Raw genomic sequence first — 17,425 nt, 5'->3', positions numbered from 1 at the left:
CCCTCGTGCCGTACCCCACCCCCGGGCGCGGCACGCCGTGGCGGCCGCTCCCGGCGGGTCTAACGGGTGACAGGGGCCGTCAGTTATTGCCGACGGCGCTTGACGGCACCACGACGGTGGTGGATCCGGTCACGCCGCGGCGGCGGGGTTGGCCGGGCCGCCGACCTGCATGCCCGCCATGCGCGACCACTCGTACGGGCCGGTGCGCACCTTGGCGGCCAGCTCGCCGTCGAAGTCGTCGTGGAGGGTGAGGCCCGCGAGCTCGGCGGCCTTGCGCGCGATCTCCATGGAGGGGGCCACGAGGTTGCCCCACTCGCCGTTCGTGCCGACGAGGGCGATCCGGACGGTGCCGCGGGCGATGTGCGCCAGCTGGCCCTCGGCGCCGCCCCCGTGCTCCTGGGCGAAGGCGGTGATCTGACGGGCGAGCCGGGCGGCCCTGCGGGCGGCCCGGCTCTCGAGTGCGGTGTCTGCCGCCTGCGTGGTGGTGTCGTCTGCCATACGCAGGATGCTACCGATCAGTAATTAACGAAGGAAGGGATCGATGGCGACGGCCGCGAAGAGCAGCGACACATAGGTGATCGACCAGTGGAAGAGGCGCATCTCCTTGAGCTTCGCCCCGGTGATCCCGGCCTTGGCGCGGCCCTGGAGCGCGTGCGCCTCCTTGAGCCACATGGCGCCGAGCACGGCGGCCGCGATCGTGTAGAACCAGCCGGTGTAGCCGAGGGGCTGGAGCGTGAGCGAGACGGCGACCATCACCCAGCTGTAGAGGACGATCTGACGGGCGACCGCCCGGTTGCCCGCGACGACCGGCAGCATGGGGACGCCCACGCGCTCGTAGTCGTCCTTGACCTTCATGGACAGCGGCCAGTAGTGCGGCGGCGTCCAGAAGAACATGACCAGGAAGAGGACGAGCGCGGCCCAGGAGACCGAGTTCGTGACGGCGGACCAGCCGATGAGGACCGGCAGGCAGCCCGCGATGCCGCCCCAGACGATGTTCTGCGCGGTGCGGCGCTTGAGCAGCATCGTGTAGACGAGCACGTAGAAGGCGTTGGCCCCGAGCGCCAGCATCGCCGACAGCGGGTTGACCAGGACCCAGAACCACGCGGTGGAGCCGACGGTGAGGGCCGTGGCGAAGGCCAGGCACTCCTTCGGCGAGACCATCCCGGTGACCAGGGGGCGCTGGGCCGTGCGGTCCATCAGCGCGTCGATGTCCCGGTCGATGTACATGTTGTACGCGTTGGCACCGCCGGCGGACAGGTAACCACCGAGGCACGTGGCCAGGACCAGCCACAGGTCGGGCACGCCCTGGGCGGCGAGGAACATCACCGGCACGGTCGTCATCAGCAGCAGCTCGATGATCCGCGGCTTGGTCAGCGCCACGAACGCCTTGGCACGGGCCCCGAACGGCCGGTGACCGGGGGCCTCGGCGAGTACCCCCGCAGGACGGGATTCGACGGCCGTCACGCACACCCCTACAGAAATAAGGTCAGCAAGCACTCGGGGGCAGGATCGACCCGTTCGAGGCTTGCGCTTACCACGCCACTCTAGACGCAGGGGGTACCCCGGCCTTCGCCGGGGTGGGCTCGTGTTGGGGCCGTAGGACACCCGATCCGCGGGCGGGCGGCATCCGTCCGGGCGCACCGGGACGGTGGCCCGGGCACGCCGGGAACCTGACACGGTGGCCGCGTTCGGGAGGCGCCCCGGCGCCCGTCCCGGCAGGCTGGAGTCATGGCCGCAGTGCCGCGGCGGGAATTGCCGCCGCCCGGAAGGGGTTGCCCGGAAGGTCGGGCCACCGGCTGCGTGCCGAAAAGGCGCACGCCCCTGCGGGGTAGGCTCGACAGCGCCGCGTCGTGGCGGAACATACCGCCCCCGGCAGATGAAACATGTGGAGAGGAGCCCTGATCCGAGGGTGAGCACCAAGCCGACCACAACAGACCTCGAGTGGACCGAACTGGACCAGCGGGCTGTCGATACCGCCCGCGTCCTGGCCATGGACTCCGTGCAAAAGGTCGGCAACGGCCATCCGGGCACGGCCATGAGCCTCGCGCCCGCCGCCTATCTGCTCTTCCAGAAGCTGATGCGGCACGACCCGAACGACGCCGCCTGGCTGGGCCGCGACCGTTTCGTCCTCTCCCCCGGTCACACCAGCCTGACGCTCTACGTCCAGCTCTTCATGGCCGGCTACGGCCTGGAGCTGGCGGACCTGAAGGCGTTCCGCACCTGGGACAGCAAGACCCCGGGCCACCCGGAGCACGGCCACACCCGCGGCGTGGAGACCACCACCGGTCCGCTGGGCCAGGGCATCGCCAACGCGGTGGGCATGGCGATGGCCGCCCGCTACGAGCGCGGCCTGTTCGACCCCCAGGCCCCGAAGGGCGCCTCGCCGTTCGACCACACCATCTGGGCGATCGTCTCCGACGGCGACCTGGAGGAGGGCATCTCCGCCGAGGCGTCCTCGCTGGCCGGCCACCAGAAGCTCGGCAACATCGTCGCGCTCTACGACGACAACCACATCTCGATCGAGGGCGACACCGAGACCGCCTTCTCCGAAGACGTCCTCAAGCGCTACGAGGCCTACGGCTGGCACGTCCAGCGCATCGAGCAGGCCGAGAACGGCGACTTCGACATCCAGGCCCTGTACGCGGCGCTGAAGGCCGCGCAGGAGGAGACCGAGCGCCCCTCGATCATCGCCGCGCGCACGATCATCGCCTGGCCGGCCCCGAACGCCCAGAACACCGAGGCGTCGCACGGCTCGGCGCTGGGCGAGGCCGAGGTCGCCGCGACCAAGCGCGTCCTGGGCTTCGACCCCGAGCAGCACTTCCAGGTCGAGGACGAGGTCTTCGCGCACGTCCGCACGGTCGTCGACCGCGGCCGCGAGGCCCACGCGACCTGGGACAAGCAGCTCCAGGAGTGGCGTTCGGCCAACCCGGAGCGCGCCGCCGAGCTGGACCGCATCACCGCGGGCGAGCTGCCCGACGGCTGGGAGCACGCGGTCCCGGTCTTCCCGGCGGGCAAGGACGTCGCGACCCGCAAGGCGTCGGGCGAGGTCCTCAAGGCGCTGGGCGGCGTGGTCCCCGAGCTGTGGGGCGGCTCCGCCGACCTCGCCGGCTCGAACAACACCACGATCGACGCGTCCTCGTCGTTCCTCCCGGAGGGCAACCCGCTCCCCGAAGCGAACCCGTACGGCCGCACGGTCCACTTCGGCATCCGCGAGCACGCCATGGGTTCGACCATGAACGGCATCGCGCTGCACGGCAACACCCGCGTCTACGGCGGCACCTTCCTGGTGTTCTCCGACTACATGCGCCCGGCCGTGCGCCTGGCCGCGCTGATGAAGCTGCCGGTCACCTACGTGTGGACGCACGACTCCATCGGCCTCGGCGAGGACGGCCCGACCCACCAGCCGGTCGAGCACATGGCCGCGCTGCGCGCCATCCCGGGCCTGAACATGGTCCGCCCGGCCGACGCCAACGAGACGGCGATCGCCTGGCGCGAGATCATGAAGCGCCACACCGCGAAGCCCGCGCCGCACGGCCTGGCCCTGACCCGCCAGAACGTGCCGACGTACGAGGCCAACGAGGGCGCCGCCAAGGGGGGCTACGTCCTGTTCGAGGCCGAGGGCGGCCGTCCGCAGGTGATCCTGATCGGCACCGGCTCCGAGGTCCAGCTGGCCGTCGAGGCCCGTGACGTGCTCCAGGCCGAGGGCATCCCGACCCGCGTGGTCTCCATGCCCTCCGTCGAGTGGTTCGAGGAGCAGGACCAGGCGTACCGCGACGGCGTCCTGCTGCCGGACGTCAAGGCGCGCGTGGCCGTCGAGGCGGGCATCGGCCTGACCTGGCACCGCTACGTCGGCGACGCCGGCCGGATCGTCTCGCTGGAGCACTTCGGCGCCTCCGCCGACTACAAGGTCCTCTACCGCGAGTTCGGCCTGACCGGCGAGGCCGTCGTCGAGGCCGCCCGCGAGTCGGTCGCGGCCGCCGCCCGCCGCTGACGCCCCCTTATCTATCCGTAGGAGATGCAATACCGATGACAGACGCACTCAAGCGCCTCTCCGAAGAAGGCGTCGCGATCTGGCTGGACGATCTGTCCCGCAAGCGCATCACGTCCGGCAATCTGGCCGAGCTGATCGACGAGAGCCACGTCGTGGGTGTCACGACCAACCCGTCGATCTTCCAGAAGGCGATCTCCGGCGGCGAGGGCTACGAGCAGCAGCTCACCGACCTCGCGGCCCGCAAGGTCACCGTCGACGAGGCCATCCGCATGATCACCACGGCGGACGTCCGTGACGCCGCCGACATCCTGCGCCCGGTCTTCGACCGCACCGACGGCCAGGACGGCCGGGTCTCCATCGAGGTCGACCCCCGCCTGGCGCACGACACCGTGGCGACCGTCGCCGAGGCCAAGCAGCTGGCCTGGCTGGTGGACCGCCCCAACACCCTGATCAAGATCCCGGCGACCAAGGCGGGCCTCCCGGCTATCGCCGAGGTGATCGGCAAGGGCATCAGCGTCAACGTCACGCTGATCTTCTCGCTGGAGCGCTACCGCGCCGTCATGGACGCTTACGTGACCGGTCTGGAGAAGGCCAAGGCCGCGGGCCTGGACCTGTCCCTGATCCACTCGGTCGCGTCCTTCTTCGTGTCCCGCGTGGACACCGAGATCGACAAGCGCCTGGACGCCCTGGGCACCGACGAGGCCAAGGCCCTGCGCGGCAAGGCCGCCCTGGCCAACGCCCGCCTGGCCTACCAGGCCTACGAGGAGGTCTTCTCCTCGGACCGCTGGCTGGCCCTGGAGAAGCTGGGCGCCAACAAGCAGCGTCCGCTGTGGGCCTCGACCGGCGTCAAGGACCCGGCGTACAAGGACACCCTGTACGTGGACGACCTGGTCGCCCCGAACACGGTGAACACCATGCCGGAGGCCACCCTGGAGGCCACCGCCGACCACGGTCGGATCACCGGTGACACGGTGCGCGGCACCTACGAGCAGGCCAAGGCCGAGCTCGACGCCGTCGCCAAGCTGGGGATCTCCTACGACGAGGTCGTCCAGCTGCTGGAGGACGAGGGCGTCGACAAGTTCGAGCAGTCGTGGAACGACCTGCTCAAGTCCACCGAGGCGGAGCTCAAGCGCCTCGCCCCGGAGGCGTGAATTGAGCGCGAGCAGCAACCCGCTGCGTGACGCTCAGGACCGACGGCTCCCGCGTATCGCGGGGCCGTCGGGCCTGGTCATCTTTGGCGTCACGGGCGATTTGTCCAGGAAAAAGCTGATGCCCGCGGTCTACGACCTCGCGAACCGCGGCCTGCTGCCGCCGGGCTTCTCGCTGATCGGTTTCGCCCGCCGCGACTGGGAGGACGAGGACTTCGCCCAGATCGTGCACGACGCCGTCAAGGAGCACGCGCGCACGCCCTTCCGTGAGGAGGTCTGGCAGCAGCTGGTGCAGGGCTGCCGGTTCGTGCAGGGCGACTTCGACGACGACGTGGCGTTCGAGACCCTCAAGACCACCATCGAGGAGCTCGACCAGCAGCAGGGCACGGGCGGCAACTTCGCCTTCTACCTGTCGGTCCCGCCGAAGTTCTTCCCCAAGGTCGTCCAGCAGCTGAAGAAGCACGGGCTGGCCGACCAGCGCGAGGGCGCGTGGCGGCGTGCCGTCATCGAGAAGCCCTTCGGTCACGACCTGAAGAGCGCTCAGGAGCTCAACCAGGTCGTCCACGAGGTCTTCCCGCCCAACGAGGTCTTCCGTATCGACCACTACCTGGGCAAGGAGACCGTCCAGAACATCCTGGCGCTCCGCTTCGCCAACACCCTCTTCGAGCCGATCTGGAACCGGTCCTACGTCGACCACGTGCAGATCACCATGGCCGAGGACATCGGCATCGGCGGCCGCGCGGGCTACTACGACGGCATCGGCGCCGCCCGTGACGTCATCCAGAACCACCTGCTCCAGCTGCTCGCGCTGACCGCGATGGAGGAGCCCGCCTCCTTCGACGCGGACGCCGTCGCGGCGGAGAAGACCAAGGTCCTCGGCGCCGTCCGGCTGCCCAAGGACCTCGGCAGGGAGACCGTCCGCGGCCAGTACGCGCACGGCTGGCAGGGCGGCGAGGAGGTCGTCGGCTACCTCGAGGAGGACGGCATCGACCCCAAGTCGAAGACCGACACCTACGCCGCGGTCAAGCTGGAGATCGACAACCGCCGCTGGGCGGGCGTCCCCTTCTACCTGCGCACCGGCAAGCGGCTCGGCCGCCGCGTCACCGAGATCGCGGTCGTCTTCCAGCGCGCCCCGCACTCGCCCTTCGACCACACCGCCACCGAGGAGCTCGGGCAGAACGCCCTGGTCATCCGGGTGCAGCCGGACGAGGGCGTCACCATGCGGTTCGGCTCGAAGGTACCGGGCACCTCCATGGAGGTCCGGGACGTCTCGATGGACTTCGCCTACGGCGAGTCCTTCACCGAGTCCAGCCCCGAGGCGTACGAGCGGCTCATCCTCGACGTCCTGCTCGGCGAGTCCAACCTCTTCCCGCGCCTGAAGGAGGTCGAGCTCTCCTGGGAGATCCTCGACCCGATCGAGCAGTACTGGGACAAGCACGGCACGCCCGCGCAGTACCCGGCCGGCACCTGGGGCCCGGTCGAGGCGGACGAGATGCTGGCACGAGACGGACGGAGCTGGCGCCGGCCATGAAGATCGACCTTACGGACACCACGGCCAGCAAGATCAACAATGCCCTGGTCCAGGGGCGCCGCGCGATCGGCACCCCCACCATCGGCATGGTCCTCACGCTGGTCATCGTCACCGACGAGGAGCACGCCTACGACGCGCTCAAGGCGGCCAACGAGGCCTCCCGCGAGCACCCCTCGCGCAAGCTCGTCGTCATCAAGCGCGTCAGCCGCTCCCCGCGCGAGCGCGCCGGCGCCCGCCTCGACGCCGAGGTCCGCGTCGGCACCTCCGCCGGTGCGGGCGAGACCGTCGTCCTGCGCCTGTACGGCGACGTGATCGACCACGCCCAGTCGGTCGTCCTGCCGCTCCTGCTGCCCGACGCCCCCGTGGTCGTCTGGTGGCCGGTCGGCTCCCCGGCCAGCCCGGAGAAGGACCCCCTGGGCGCGCTCGGCCAGCGCCGCGTCACCGACGCGTACTCCGCCGAGGACCCCCTCGCCGAACTCACCTCCCGCGCAGCGCACTACGCCCCGGGCGACACCGACCTCGCCTGGACCCGCGTCACGCCCTGGCGCTCCATGCTCGCGGCCGCACTCGACCAGCAGCACGGCGACATCCGCTCCGCCGAGGTGACGGGCGAGGGCTACAACCCCAGCAGCGAACTCCTCGCGATGTGGCTCGCCGACCGCCTCGGCATCCCCGTCAAGCGCACCGTCTCCGACGGCCCGGGCCTCACGGCCGTACGCCTGGAGACCGGCAACGGCCCCATCGTCCTGGACCGCCCCAACGGCTCCCTGGCCACCCTGTGCATGCCCGGCCAGCCCGACCGCTCCGTCGCACTCCAGCGACGCGACACCTCCGAGCTCCTCGCCGAGGAACTGCGCCGCCTCGACCCGGACGTCATCTACGAGTCCGCGCTCAAGTACGGCGTGGACCGGCTCGGCAAGGCCGAGGCCGCTCCGGCGAAGCCCGTGGCGGCGGAGCCGCAGCAGCAGGCTGAGGACGTGGCTCCCGCTGCCCCCGCCAAGAAGCCGAGCGGCAAGAAGGCGGCGGGCAAGTGAGCGCTCCGCAGATCGTCGTCCACCGGGACAAGGAGCTGATGGCGCAGGCCGCGGCGGCCCGGCTGATCACGAAGATCGTGGACGCCCAGGCCGCGCGGGGCTCCGCCTCCGTCGTCCTCACGGGCGGGCGCAACGGCAACGGGCTGCTCGCGGCCCTCGCCGCGGCGCCCGCGCGGGACGCGGTGGACTGGTCCCGCCTGGACCTGTGGTGGGGCGACGAGCGGTTCCTGCCGGAGGGCGACCCCGAGCGCAACGTGACACAGGCGCGCGAGGCACTGCTGGACGCCGTGCCGCTGGACCCGGCCCGGGTGCACCCGATGCCCGCGGCCGGGACCGCGTACGGCAACGACGCGGACGCCGCGGCGGAGGCCTACGCGGCCGAACTCGCGGCGGCCGCGCGGCCCGAGGACCATGGCCCCGTGCCGTGCTTCGACGTCCTGCTGCTGGGCGTCGGCCCGGACACGCACGTCGCGTCGCTGTTCCCCGAGCTGCCGGGCGTACGGGAGACCGAACGCACCGTCATCGGCGTGCACGGCGCGCCGAAGCCGCCGCCGACCCGGGTCTCCCTGACCCTCCCCGCGATCCGCGCCGCCCGCGAGGTATGGCTGCTGGCCGCGGGCGAGGACAAGGCCGCGGCCGTCGGCATGGCTCTCTCGGGCGCCGGCGAAATCCAGGCCCCGGCAGCGGGAGCGTACGGCTCCCGCCGCACGCTCTGGCTCCTGGACGCGGGCGCTGCCGCGGGCTTGCCGCGGGAGTTGTATCCCCCGGCGTCGCCCTGACGCTTCCTCATGCGGATGGCCCGCCCCCTCCGGGGGCGGGCCATCCGCATGAGTGGCACCCCGTCAGGGGCGCGGGGAACTGCGCGACCAGCCACGACGGACCAGCGGACGCACACGGAGCGCAAGAGGCACCCCGGTAGGCGCAACCGCGTCAGCGACCGCGCAACTCGCGGTAGCGGGCGACCAAGGATGCCGTCGACGCGTCGAGCCCGGCCACCTCCGAGCCTGCGGTGAGCGCAGGCTCGACCCGCTTCGCCAGCACCTTCCCCAGCTCCACACCCCACTGGTCGAAGGAGTCGATGTTCCAGATCGCCCCCTGTACGAACACCTTGTGCTCGTACAGAGCGATCAGCTGCCCCAGCACCGACGGAGTCAGCTCGCTCGCGAGGATCGTCGTCGTCGGGTGGTTGCCACGGAACGTCTTGTGGGGGACGAGCTCCGCCGGGACGCCCTCCGCCGCGACCTCCTCGGCCGTCTTGCCGAAGGCGAGCGCCTGTCCCTGGGCGAAGAGGTTGGCCATCAGCAGGTCGTGCTGGGCGACCAGACCCGGCGCCAGGTCCTCCACCGGACGGGCGAAGCCGATGAAGTCCACGGGGATCAGCTTCGTGCCCTGGTGGATCAGCTGGTAGTACGCGTGCTGACCGTTCGTACCCGGCGTGCCCCACACCACCGGACCCGTCTGCCAGTCCACCGCACGGCCGTCGCGGTCCACGGACTTGCCGTTGGACTCCATGTCCAGCTGCTGCAGATACGCCGCGAACTTCGACAGGTAGTGGCTGTAGGGCAGCACCGCGTGCGACTGGGCACCGTGGAAATTGCCGTACCAGACGCCGAGCAGGCCCAGCAGCAGCGGCACGTTCTCCTCGGGCGGCGTGCACCGGAAGTGCTCGTCGACCAGGTGGAAACCGGCCAGCATCTCGCGGAAGTGGTCCGGGCCGATCGCGAGCATCAGGGAGAGCCCGATGGCGGAGTCGTACGAGTAGCGCCCGCCGACCCAGTCCCAGAACTCGAACATGTTGGTCGGGTCGATGCCGAACTCGGCGACCTTCTCCTCGTTCGTCGACAGCGCCACGAAGTGCTTGGCCACCGCCTCCTCGCCCGCGCGCAGCTCGGTCAGCAGCCAGTTCCGCGCCGAGGTGGCGTTGGTGACGGTCTCGATGGTGGTGAAGGTCTTGGAGGCGACGATGAACAGCGTCTCGGCGGCGTCCAGGTCCCGCACGGCCTCGTGCAGGTCCGCGCCGTCCACGTTCGACACGAAACGGAACGTCATGTCGCGGGCGGTGAAGGAGCGCAGCGCCTCGTACGCCATCGCCGGACCGAGGTCGGAGCCGCCGATGCCGATGTTGACGACATTCCGGATGCGCTTGCCGGTGTGGCCCTTCCAGTCGCCCGAGCGCACCCGGTCGCTGAAGACCTGCATCTTGCGCAGCACGGCGTGCACGGCCGGGACGACGTTCTCGCCGTCGACCTTGACGACCGTGGACTCCGGGGCGCGCAGCGCGGTGTGCAGCACGGCGCGGCCCTCGGTGGTGTTGATCTTCTCGCCGCGGAACATCGCGTCCCGCAGCCCCGCCACGTCGGTCGCCGCGGCCAGCTCGCGCAGCAGGCGCAGCGTCTCGTCCGTGACCAGGTGCTTGGAGTAGTCCAGGTGCAGATCACCCACCTGGAGCGTATAGCGCTCCGCGCGCCGGGGGTCGTCCGCGAAGAGCTGCCGCAGGTGCACCTCCCCGAGCTCTTCCCGGTGCTTGGCCAGTGCGTTCCATTCCGGCGTCCGGTCCAGCCTGGTGCGGCCCTCTGCGTTCATCTCGGACATCAGCCCATTCGTTGTCGTAACTGCCCCGCCGTCCTCCAACCTAATTGATCTGCGGACGGTTCAGGCGCAACACGAAACGGCACCCACGAGGGGTGCCGTTCCTGTCAGATCTCGCCGCGGAGCTTCGCGAGGGCCTCGGCGAGGATGGCCTCGCCGTCCGCGTCGCTGCGCCGCTCCCGGACGTAGGCCAGGTGGGTCTTGTAGGGCTCGGTGCGCGGCGGGTCGGGCGGGCTGTCCCGGTCCTGGCCTGCGGGGAAGCCGCAGCGCGGACAGTCCCAGGTGTCCGGCACCTGTGCGTCGCTGGCGAAGCTCGGCTGCGTCTCGTGCCCGTTCGAGCACCAGAAGGAGATGCGGAGACGCGGCGCGGACTCGCCGCGCTCGGCTTCTCCCATCGGCCCCGCCCCGACCCGGCTTCCTCGGATCGCGTTGCCACTTGCCACGGTCGTAACTCCCTGCGTGATGGTGCTGCACGGTGCCAAATAGCGGCTGCGCCGCGGGGTCGCGTCAACGCCTCCGCTGCGGGCGCCCCAGTCTACGTAAGGCCCAACGCGCGTCCAGTGGCAGGAGTTACCGCCCGGCCGCAAAGGACGCGACCTCAATGATAGGCCGCGTCGGCGACGGTGCGTCAGCTATCGAGCTTCATCAGCAGGCCGAGCACGACGATGCACGCGAACCACAGCAGACCGACCACCACGGTGATCCGGTCGAGGTTCCGCTCGGCGACCGAGGAGCCGCCCACGGAGGACTGCATGCCGCCGCCGAACATGTCGGACAGGCCGCCGCCCTTCCCCTTGTGCATGAGCACCAGCATCATCATCAGCAGGCTGAAGACGATGAGGGCGATCGAGAACCCCATGACCACGGTTGGACCAACTCTCTCGGAAGTGGACGGCTAGGGGCCGGGTGGCGCGAACGCGCCGGTCCCGGCCCCGACAGGGTACGACGGGGAGCGCCCGTCGTCATAGCTCAGCTCACCGCTCGGCTCGCTGCCCGGCTCACTGGTCGCGGAAGCGGACGATCTTCACGAACTCGTCCACGTCCAGCGAGGCACCGCCGACCAGCGCGCCGTCGACGTCCGGCTGCGCCATGATCGCGGCGATGTTGCCGCCCTTGACGGAGCCGCCGTACTGGATGCGCACCTTGTCGGCCAGCTCCTGGCCGTACAGCTCGGCGAGGCGGCCGCGGATGGCGCCGCAGACCTCCTGCGCGTCCTCGGGCGTGGCGACCTCGCCGGTGCCGATGGCCCACACGGGCTCGTAGGCGATGACGACGGACTCGGCCTGCTCGGCCGGGACGTCCTTGAGGCCGCCGTCGACCTGGGCGAGCGTGTGCGCGACCTGGTTGCCGGCCTTGCGGACGTCCAGGCCCTCGCCGACGCAGAGGATCGGGGTGATCCCGTGCCGGAAGGCGGCCTTGACCTTGGTGTTGCAGACCTCGTCGGTCTCGGCGTGGTACTGGCGGCGCTCGGAGTGGCCGACGGCCACGTAGGTGCACTTGAGCTTCGCCAGCATGGCGCCGGAGATCTCGCCGGTGTACGCGCCGGAGTCGTACGCCGAGAGGTCCTGGGCACCGTACTTGATCTTCAGCTTGTCGCCGTCGACGAGGGTCTGCACCGAGCGCAGGTCGACGAAGGGCGCCAGGACGGCGACCTCGGTGCCCTCGTAGTCCTTGTCGGCGAGGGCGAAGGCGAGCTTCTGGACGTGCGCGATGGCCTCGAGGTGGTTGAGGTTCATCTTCCAGTTGCCCGCCATCAGCGGGGTGCGTGCACTCACGGTGTTTCAGTCCTCCAGTGCGGCGAGGCCGGGGAGCGTCTTGCCCTCGAGGTATTCGAGGCTGGCGCCGCCACCGGTCGAGATGTGGCCGAAAGCGTTCTCGTCGAAGCCGAGCAGGCGCACGGCGGCGGCCGAGTCACCGCCGCCGACGACGGTGAAGGCGGGGCTGTCGATCAGGGCCTGCGCGACGGCCTTGGTGCCGTTCGCGTAGTCGGGGTGCTCGAAGACACCCATCGGGCCGTTCCAGAAGACCGTGCCCGCGTCGGCGAGCTTCGCGGCGTAGAGCTCGCGGGTCTTCGGGCCGATGTCCAGGCCCTCCTTGTCCGCCGGGATGGCGTCCGAGGCGACGAGGTCCGGGTTGGCCGGGGTCTTGCCCTTCAGATCCGGGAAGTCGGCGGAGACCAGCACGTCGACGGGGAGGACGAACTCCACGCCGCGCTTCTCGGCCTCGGCGAGGTACGCCAGGCAGGTCGGGATCTGGTCCTTCTGCAGCAGCGAGATGCCGACCTCGTGGCCCTTGGCCGCGAGGAAGGTGTACGACATGCCGCCGCCGATGAGGATCTTGTCGGCCTTCTTCAGCAGGTTGTCGATGACGCCGATCTTGTCGGAGACCTTGGCGCCGCCGAGGACGACCACGTACGGGCGCGCGACGTCGTCGGTGAGCTTCTTCAGGACGCCGACCTCGGTGGCGATCAGGTCGCCCGCGGCGTGCGGCAGGCGCGCCGGGAGGTCGAAGACCGAGGCGTGCTTGCGGTGCACGGCGCCGAAGCCGTCACCGACGTAGAGGTCGGCCAGGGCCGCGAGGGCGTCGGCGAAGGCGCCGCGCTCCGCGTCGTCCTTGCTCGTCTCGCCCGCGTTGAAACGGAGGTTCTCCAGCAGCGTGACCTCGCCGTTCGCCAGTGCGGCGACGGTGGCCTTCGCGCTGTCGCCGACCGTGTCGGTGGCGAACGAGACGTTCCTGCCCAGGAGCTCGCCGAGCCGCACCGCGACGGGGGCCAGCGAGAAAGCGGGGTCCGGGGCGCCCTTGGGGCGGCCCAGGTGCGAGGCGACGATCACCTTGGCGCCCGCGGCGGCGAGCTTAGCGATCGTCGGGGCGACGGCGCGGATGCGGCCGTCGTCGGTGATGGTGGTGCCGTCCAGCGGCACGTTGAGGTCGGCGCGGACGAAGACCCGCTTGCCTTCGACGCCGTCCTGGACGAGCTCGTCGATCGTCTTCATGCAGTGACTCCGGTGACTTCCGTAGCGGTCAAGCCATGGGACGGGGCTCGTACGACGCTCCCTCGCGCCGTACGAGCCCCGTCCCCTACTACATCGCAGTGCCCTGTGACCGTATCGGCCGGGGGCATCGGATCAGAGCTGGCCGCCGACGAAGACGGTCAGGTCGACCAGGCGGTTCGAGTAGCCCCACTCGTTGTCGTACCAGCCGACGACCTTGACCTGCTTGCCCTGGACCATCGTCAGCTGCGAGTCGAAGGTGCAGGAGGCCGGCCAGTTCACGATGTCGGAGGAGACGATCGGGTCCTCGGTGTACTCGAGGATGCCCTTCAGCTCGCCCTCGGCGGCCTTCTGGAAGGCGGCGTTGATCTCTTCCTTGGTGACCTCGCGGTCGAGCTCCAGGACGAGGTCGGTGACCGAGCCGGTCGGGACCGGGACGCGCATGGCGATGCCGTCCAGCTTGCCCTTCAGCTGCGGGAGGACCAGGGCGGTGGCCTTGGCGGCACCCGTCGAGGTCGGGATGATGTTCTCCGCGGCGGCACGGGCGCGGCGCAGGTCGCTGTGCGGGAAGTCCAGGATGCGCTGGTCGTTGGTGTACGCGTGGACCGTCGTCATCATGCCCTTGACGATGCCGAAGTTCTCGTCGAGAACCTTGGCCATCGGCGCCACGCAGTTGGTGGTGCAGGAGGCGTTGGAGATGACGTGGTGGTTGGCCGCGTCGTACTTCTCCTGGTTGACGCCCATCACGATGGTGATGTCCTCGTTCTTGGCCGGGGCCGAGATGAGGACCTTCTTCGCGCCCGCGGCGAGGTGCTTGGCCGCGTCCTCGCGCTTGGTGAAGATGCCGGTGGACTCGATGACGATGTCGGCACCCAGCTCGCCCCAGGGCAGGTTCGCCGGGTCGCGCTCGGCCATCGTCTTGAAGGTCATGTCACCGACGGTGATCGTGTCGTCGGTGTGGCTGACCTCTGCGTTCAGACGGCCCAGGATCGAGTCGTACTTCAGCAGGTGCACCAGGGTGGCGTTGTCGGTCAGGTCGTTGACACCGACGATCTCGATGTCCGCACCCTGCTCCAGGAGCGCGCGGAAGTAGTTACGACCGATACGGCCAAAGCCGTTGATGCCTACGCGGATCGTCACGAACCGATCTCCTCGTTGGTGTGCCGGTCTGTCCGCCGGCGGCTGTATGGGAAGTCCCCGACCACCACTGACCCTACCTCCAAGAACGGAGGGACGTGACATTGGCGGACCCCTCCGACGTCACCTGTCAATGGCGTGCAACACACTGCCGAGCAGACGAGCGCGGGTCGGCGCATTTGATACGTGTTCGAGACCGAAACCCAGCAGTGCGGTGTCACGCGTGGTGACCGCGGCCGAGTAGTGGGCGATCTCCTGCGAGCGCGTCCAGTCGCCGCCGTTCCGGGGGCTGCCCGGGGGTGGTCCGGGGACGCTCCAGGGGCCGAGGGACGTCTCGAAGCCCTCGGAGGGCTGTGCGGTGCCGCCGACGGTGAGGGTGGTGTCGTCGACGAAAACGCCCCGGCCACCGCTGTTCGGGTCGGTGACGTAGGAGATCGCGAGCTCCACCTTGGCGCCCGCGTACGCGCTCAGGTCGAAGGCCGCCTGCCGCCAGCCGCCGGACGAGCCGGTGAAGGCGTGCCAGGTGCCGGTGCCGCCCTGCGCCACACAGCTCCCGCTACGCACGGTCACGTAATGGGCAAGGAAGGGGTGGGCTTTGAGAGTCGCGTCACAGCCGAGCGGCGGGCTGTCCGTGGTGCCGCCGTTGGCGTCGGGCAGGGTCGTCCAATCGTCCTTGCCGACGGTGTGCGCCTCCAGGACGGCGTTGTCGTAGCCCTGCTCGGTGTCGTGGCTGAGCCAGAACGTCAGGCGGGGCTTGTCGGCCGCGGTCGCCTTGGTGAGGTCGACGGTGCGGGAGAGCCGCATCCACGCGTTGTCCTGGTGTTTCGCCGCGGCCATCCAGGACCCGGTGTACGGCTGGAAGGGGGACCGCACCCCCGCGTAGTCGCCCGCCGCGGCGCTGCGGAACTGGGGGAAGGACGCCGGGGGCAGCTCGTCGGAGATCGAGCCGTAGACGCCCGCGGCGGTCAGCGGATCGCCGGGCGCGTCACCGAGGCCCGCGGACACGCCCTTGAGCGCGCCCGCCCCCTCGAAACGGGACGGCCGGGACTGCGAGATCCGGCCACTCGCACCCAGGTAATACTGGCTGAAGTCGTTCGTGTCCGCGGGTCCGACGCGTGCGCCGCCGCCCGCCTGCTGCCCGGCGGCGACGAGCTTGCCGCCCTCGTTGACGAAGTCGCGTACGGCCAGCAGGGTGGCGCCGCCGGGCCGGTTCGCGCCGGAGAACCACACGACCGTACGGAAGTGGCGGAGCACGCCGAGCGCGTGGGGCGCGCCCTGCTTCGCGACGTCCCAGACCGCGGCCCGGTGCCCGTTCGCGGCCAGGGCGCGGGTGTGGACGGCGATGTCCTGGGCGGATGCCGCGGCGCCCGTGTCGGCGAGCACGAGGGTGTCGGCGCGGGGGCGTTCGGCCACGGTGTAGGTGAACGGCTCGTCGGCGGTGGGCTTGCCGTCACGCGTACGGCCGGTGAACCACACCTGGACGCGGTCGCCGGGCTCGGCGCCCTCGACCTGGGCGCGGTACTGGTCGAAGCGGAGGTTGTCGCGGCCGCCGTAGCGCCTGCCGCCCTCCCACGCCTCCAGCCGCTCGGTGTGCGTACGGCCGCCGTTGACACGGTAGTTGAGGCGCTTGTCGCGCAGGCTCCTGCGGGCGGTGACGGCGACGTCCTGTTCCTCGCCGCGCGCGTAGGAGGTGGTGAAGGTGTCCGGGGTGAAGTCCGGGGCGCTCATGCCGACGGAGGAGACGGGCACGTCGACGCCCGCCCTGTTGGCGGCGGTCTCCGCGACGGACAGCGCGAACGGGAGGTTCTTGGTGAACTCCTGCTCGATCAGCTTCCTGTCGTCGGGGAAGTTGAAGGAGGAAGGGCAGTCGTCCGGATTCCAGCGGCCGCTGGTGTCCGCCTTGGAGGCCGTCTGGCAGGTCGACATCTCCGGGGTGAACATCATCGTGCCGTTGACGTTCGCCGCGTGGCCGTCGGCCTCGCCGTTGGTGGTGTAGAGCTCGGAGGAGAGCTGCGGCCGGTAGCCGGGGATCGCGGGCTTGTCCGGGGTGCCCGCGAGGGCCCGGTAGAGCACGTCGTCCGGGGTGGGCGTGGCCACCTGCCAGCCCACGCCGTAGAGCAGCAGTTCGGCCGCGGAGTGGTAGTTGACGGCGAACGTGAAGTGGACGCGCTTCTCGAAGGCGTCCAGCGCGCGGGTCTCCGGCTCGGAGGCGGGCGAGGGCCCCCGGTAGGTCTCGGAGGCCGGCTGCGGGGACGAGCCCTCGTTGTCGTAGCCCCACTTGTAGGGGAAGTTGCGGTTGAGGTCGACGCCGTCCCCGGGGCCGATCTTGCCGTCGCCGTTGTTGTCGCGCAGGTTCTTGCGCCACAGCCGGGTGTCCGGGCCCTGGAAGGTGTAGTCGTAGCCGTCCGGGTTGGCGGAGAGCAGGAACCACAGCTCGGTGCGGTCCAGCAGCCGGGTGATCCGCTCGTCCTTGCCGTAGCCGTTGACGTAGTGGTGCATCAGCCGCCGCGTCATCTCGGGCGTGATCCACTCGCGGGCGTGCTGGTTGGACAGGTAGAGGACGGACGGCTTGGCGCCGTCGCGGGTCTTCTCGGCGTCCTTGCTCACCTTGAGGGCGAGGATGTCCTGGCCGCGCACCGTCTTGCCGATGTTGACGACCTTGGTGAGGCCGGGGTGCGCCCGGCCGGTGTTGACGATCTCCTCCTCCAGGCCGCCCTTGGGGCCGTACGGGCGGAAGACGTGGTCGCCCTCGGCCTTGAGCCGCTCCTGGGTCTTCTTCGAAACGCGCCTCTCGGTGAGGTCCACGCCTCGGGCGCGCAGGCCGGCGGCCTGCTTCCCGGTGAGGACGAGCTCGACGGGCGCGGCACGGCCCGCGGCGGGCGGCGCGCCCAGCTCGTGCCCGTCGACGCCCGCCGCGAGCAGCAGCGGCAGCTGCGCGGCGGTGACCTTGCCGGTCCATACGGAGAGCGGGCCGCCGTCCGCGGCGGGCGGGGCGGGCTGCGCGG

Annotated in this window: 14 protein-coding genes; 5 read left to right on the top strand and 9 right to left on the bottom strand. The window is 70.4% G+C overall.

Going from position 1 to position 17,425, the window contains the following annotated elements; all coding sequences use genetic code 11:
* Positions 1–129: 129 nt before the first annotated feature.
* Together K6I34_RS13420 and K6I34_RS13415 are read right to left on the bottom strand one after the other, a co-directional pair.
* Positions 130–498, bottom strand: coding sequence for a hypothetical protein (locus K6I34_RS13420; protein ID WP_229325648.1), 369 nt, complete (start codon positions 496–498; stop codon positions 130–132).
* Positions 499–522: 24 nt separating this feature from the next.
* Complete coding sequence (locus K6I34_RS13415; RefSeq protein ID WP_229325646.1) at positions 523–1,464, bottom strand: heme o synthase; 942 nt, start codon at positions 1,462–1,464, stop codon at positions 523–525.
* A 445-nt stretch (positions 1,465–1,909) separates the two neighbouring features.
* Here K6I34_RS13415 and tkt point away from each other — a divergent pair, with 445 nt between their 5' ends.
* From tkt to pgl, 5 genes are read left to right on the top strand one after another with little or no spacing between them, the layout of a single operon-like run.
* The gene (gene tkt, locus K6I34_RS13410; RefSeq protein WP_229325644.1) at positions 1,910–3,991 is read left to right on the top strand and encodes a transketolase; all 2,082 of its coding nucleotides are present in this window, start codon (positions 1,910–1,912) and stop codon (positions 3,989–3,991) included.
* 35 nt (positions 3,992–4,026) lie between these two features.
* The gene (tal, locus tag K6I34_RS13405; protein ID WP_229325642.1) at positions 4,027–5,142 is read left to right on the top strand and encodes a transaldolase; all 1,116 of its coding nucleotides are present in this window, start codon (positions 4,027–4,029) and stop codon (positions 5,140–5,142) included.
* A 1-nt stretch (position 5,143) separates the two neighbouring features.
* Positions 5,144–6,670 carry a glucose-6-phosphate dehydrogenase gene (zwf, locus tag K6I34_RS13400; protein ID WP_229325640.1) on the top strand — a complete coding sequence of 509 codons (1,527 nt, stop codon included), beginning with the start codon at positions 5,144–5,146 and terminating at the stop codon, positions 6,668–6,670.
* A complete protein-coding gene (gene opcA / locus K6I34_RS13395) occupies positions 6,667–7,704 on the top strand; it encodes a glucose-6-phosphate dehydrogenase assembly protein OpcA (protein WP_229325638.1) in 1,038 nt (345 codons plus the stop codon). The genes zwf and opcA overlap by 4 nt, the downstream gene beginning before the upstream one ends.
* A complete protein-coding gene (gene pgl, locus K6I34_RS13390) occupies positions 7,701–8,483 on the top strand; it encodes a 6-phosphogluconolactonase (protein ID WP_229325635.1) in 783 nt (260 codons plus the stop codon). Before opcA ends, pgl begins: the two co-directional genes overlap by 4 nt.
* 151 nt (positions 8,484–8,634) lie before the next feature.
* Here the strand turns inward: pgl and pgi are convergent, their stop codons facing one another.
* From pgi to K6I34_RS13355, 7 genes are all read right to left on the bottom strand, one after another.
* Positions 8,635–10,296, bottom strand: a complete 1,662-nt coding sequence (gene pgi / locus K6I34_RS13385) for a glucose-6-phosphate isomerase (protein ID WP_374230912.1) — start codon at positions 10,294–10,296, stop codon at positions 8,635–8,637.
* A 104-nt stretch (positions 10,297–10,400) separates the two neighbouring features.
* Positions 10,401–10,736: an RNA polymerase-binding protein RbpA gene (locus tag K6I34_RS13380; RefSeq protein WP_079110552.1), complete on the bottom strand. Its 336-nt coding sequence runs from the start codon at positions 10,734–10,736 to the stop codon at positions 10,401–10,403.
* Positions 10,737–10,921: 185 nt separating this feature from the next.
* A complete protein-coding gene (gene secG / locus K6I34_RS13375) occupies positions 10,922–11,152 on the bottom strand; it encodes a preprotein translocase subunit SecG (RefSeq protein ID WP_183147250.1) in 231 nt (76 codons plus the stop codon).
* 139 nt (positions 11,153–11,291) lie between these two features.
* Entirely contained in the window at positions 11,292–12,068 is a 777-nt protein-coding gene (tpiA, locus tag K6I34_RS13370; protein WP_229325633.1) for a triose-phosphate isomerase, read from the bottom strand.
* A gap of 6 nt (positions 12,069–12,074) precedes the next feature.
* On the bottom strand, positions 12,075–13,286 hold the full coding sequence (gene pgk / locus K6I34_RS13365) for a phosphoglycerate kinase (protein WP_229325631.1): 1,212 nt from the start codon (positions 13,284–13,286) through the stop codon (positions 12,075–12,077).
* 132 nt (positions 13,287–13,418) lie between these two features.
* Positions 13,419–14,423, bottom strand: a complete 1,005-nt coding sequence (gene gap, locus K6I34_RS13360; RefSeq protein WP_229325629.1) for a type I glyceraldehyde-3-phosphate dehydrogenase — start codon at positions 14,421–14,423, stop codon at positions 13,419–13,421.
* Between the two features lie 120 nt (positions 14,424–14,543).
* On the bottom strand, positions 14,544–17,425 hold a 2,882-nt coding region (locus tag K6I34_RS13355; protein WP_229325627.1), incomplete at its 5' end, for a M14 family metallopeptidase.

The sequence above is a fragment of the Streptomyces sp. UNOC14_S4 genome, from assembly GCF_020740835.1.
In the GTDB taxonomy this organism is placed as follows: domain Bacteria; phylum Actinomycetota; class Actinomycetes; order Streptomycetales; family Streptomycetaceae; genus Streptomyces.
Note: the sequence above shows the minus strand (reverse complement) of the source record. Positions and strands in the feature narration are given on the sequence as shown.

Excerpts from the sequence above, each read along its gene's own strand:
- K6I34_RS13420 (WP_229325648.1), bottom strand. The coding sequence starts at position 498 with ATGGCAGACGACACCACCACGCAGGCGGCAGACACCGCACTCGAGAGC.
- tal (WP_229325642.1), top strand. The coding sequence starts at position 4,027 with ATGACAGACGCACTCAAGCGCCTCTCCGAAGAAGGCGTCGCGATCTGG.
- opcA (WP_229325638.1), top strand. The coding sequence starts at position 6,667 with ATGAAGATCGACCTTACGGACACCACGGCCAGCAAGATCAACAATGCC.
- pgi (WP_374230912.1), bottom strand. The coding sequence starts at position 10,296 with ATGTCCGAGATGAACGCAGAGGGCCGCACCAGGCTGGACCGGACGCCG.
- secG (WP_183147250.1), bottom strand. The coding sequence starts at position 11,152 with ATGGGGTTCTCGATCGCCCTCATCGTCTTCAGCCTGCTGATGATGATG.
- pgk (WP_229325631.1), bottom strand. The coding sequence starts at position 13,286 with ATGAAGACGATCGACGAGCTCGTCCAGGACGGCGTCGAAGGCAAGCGG.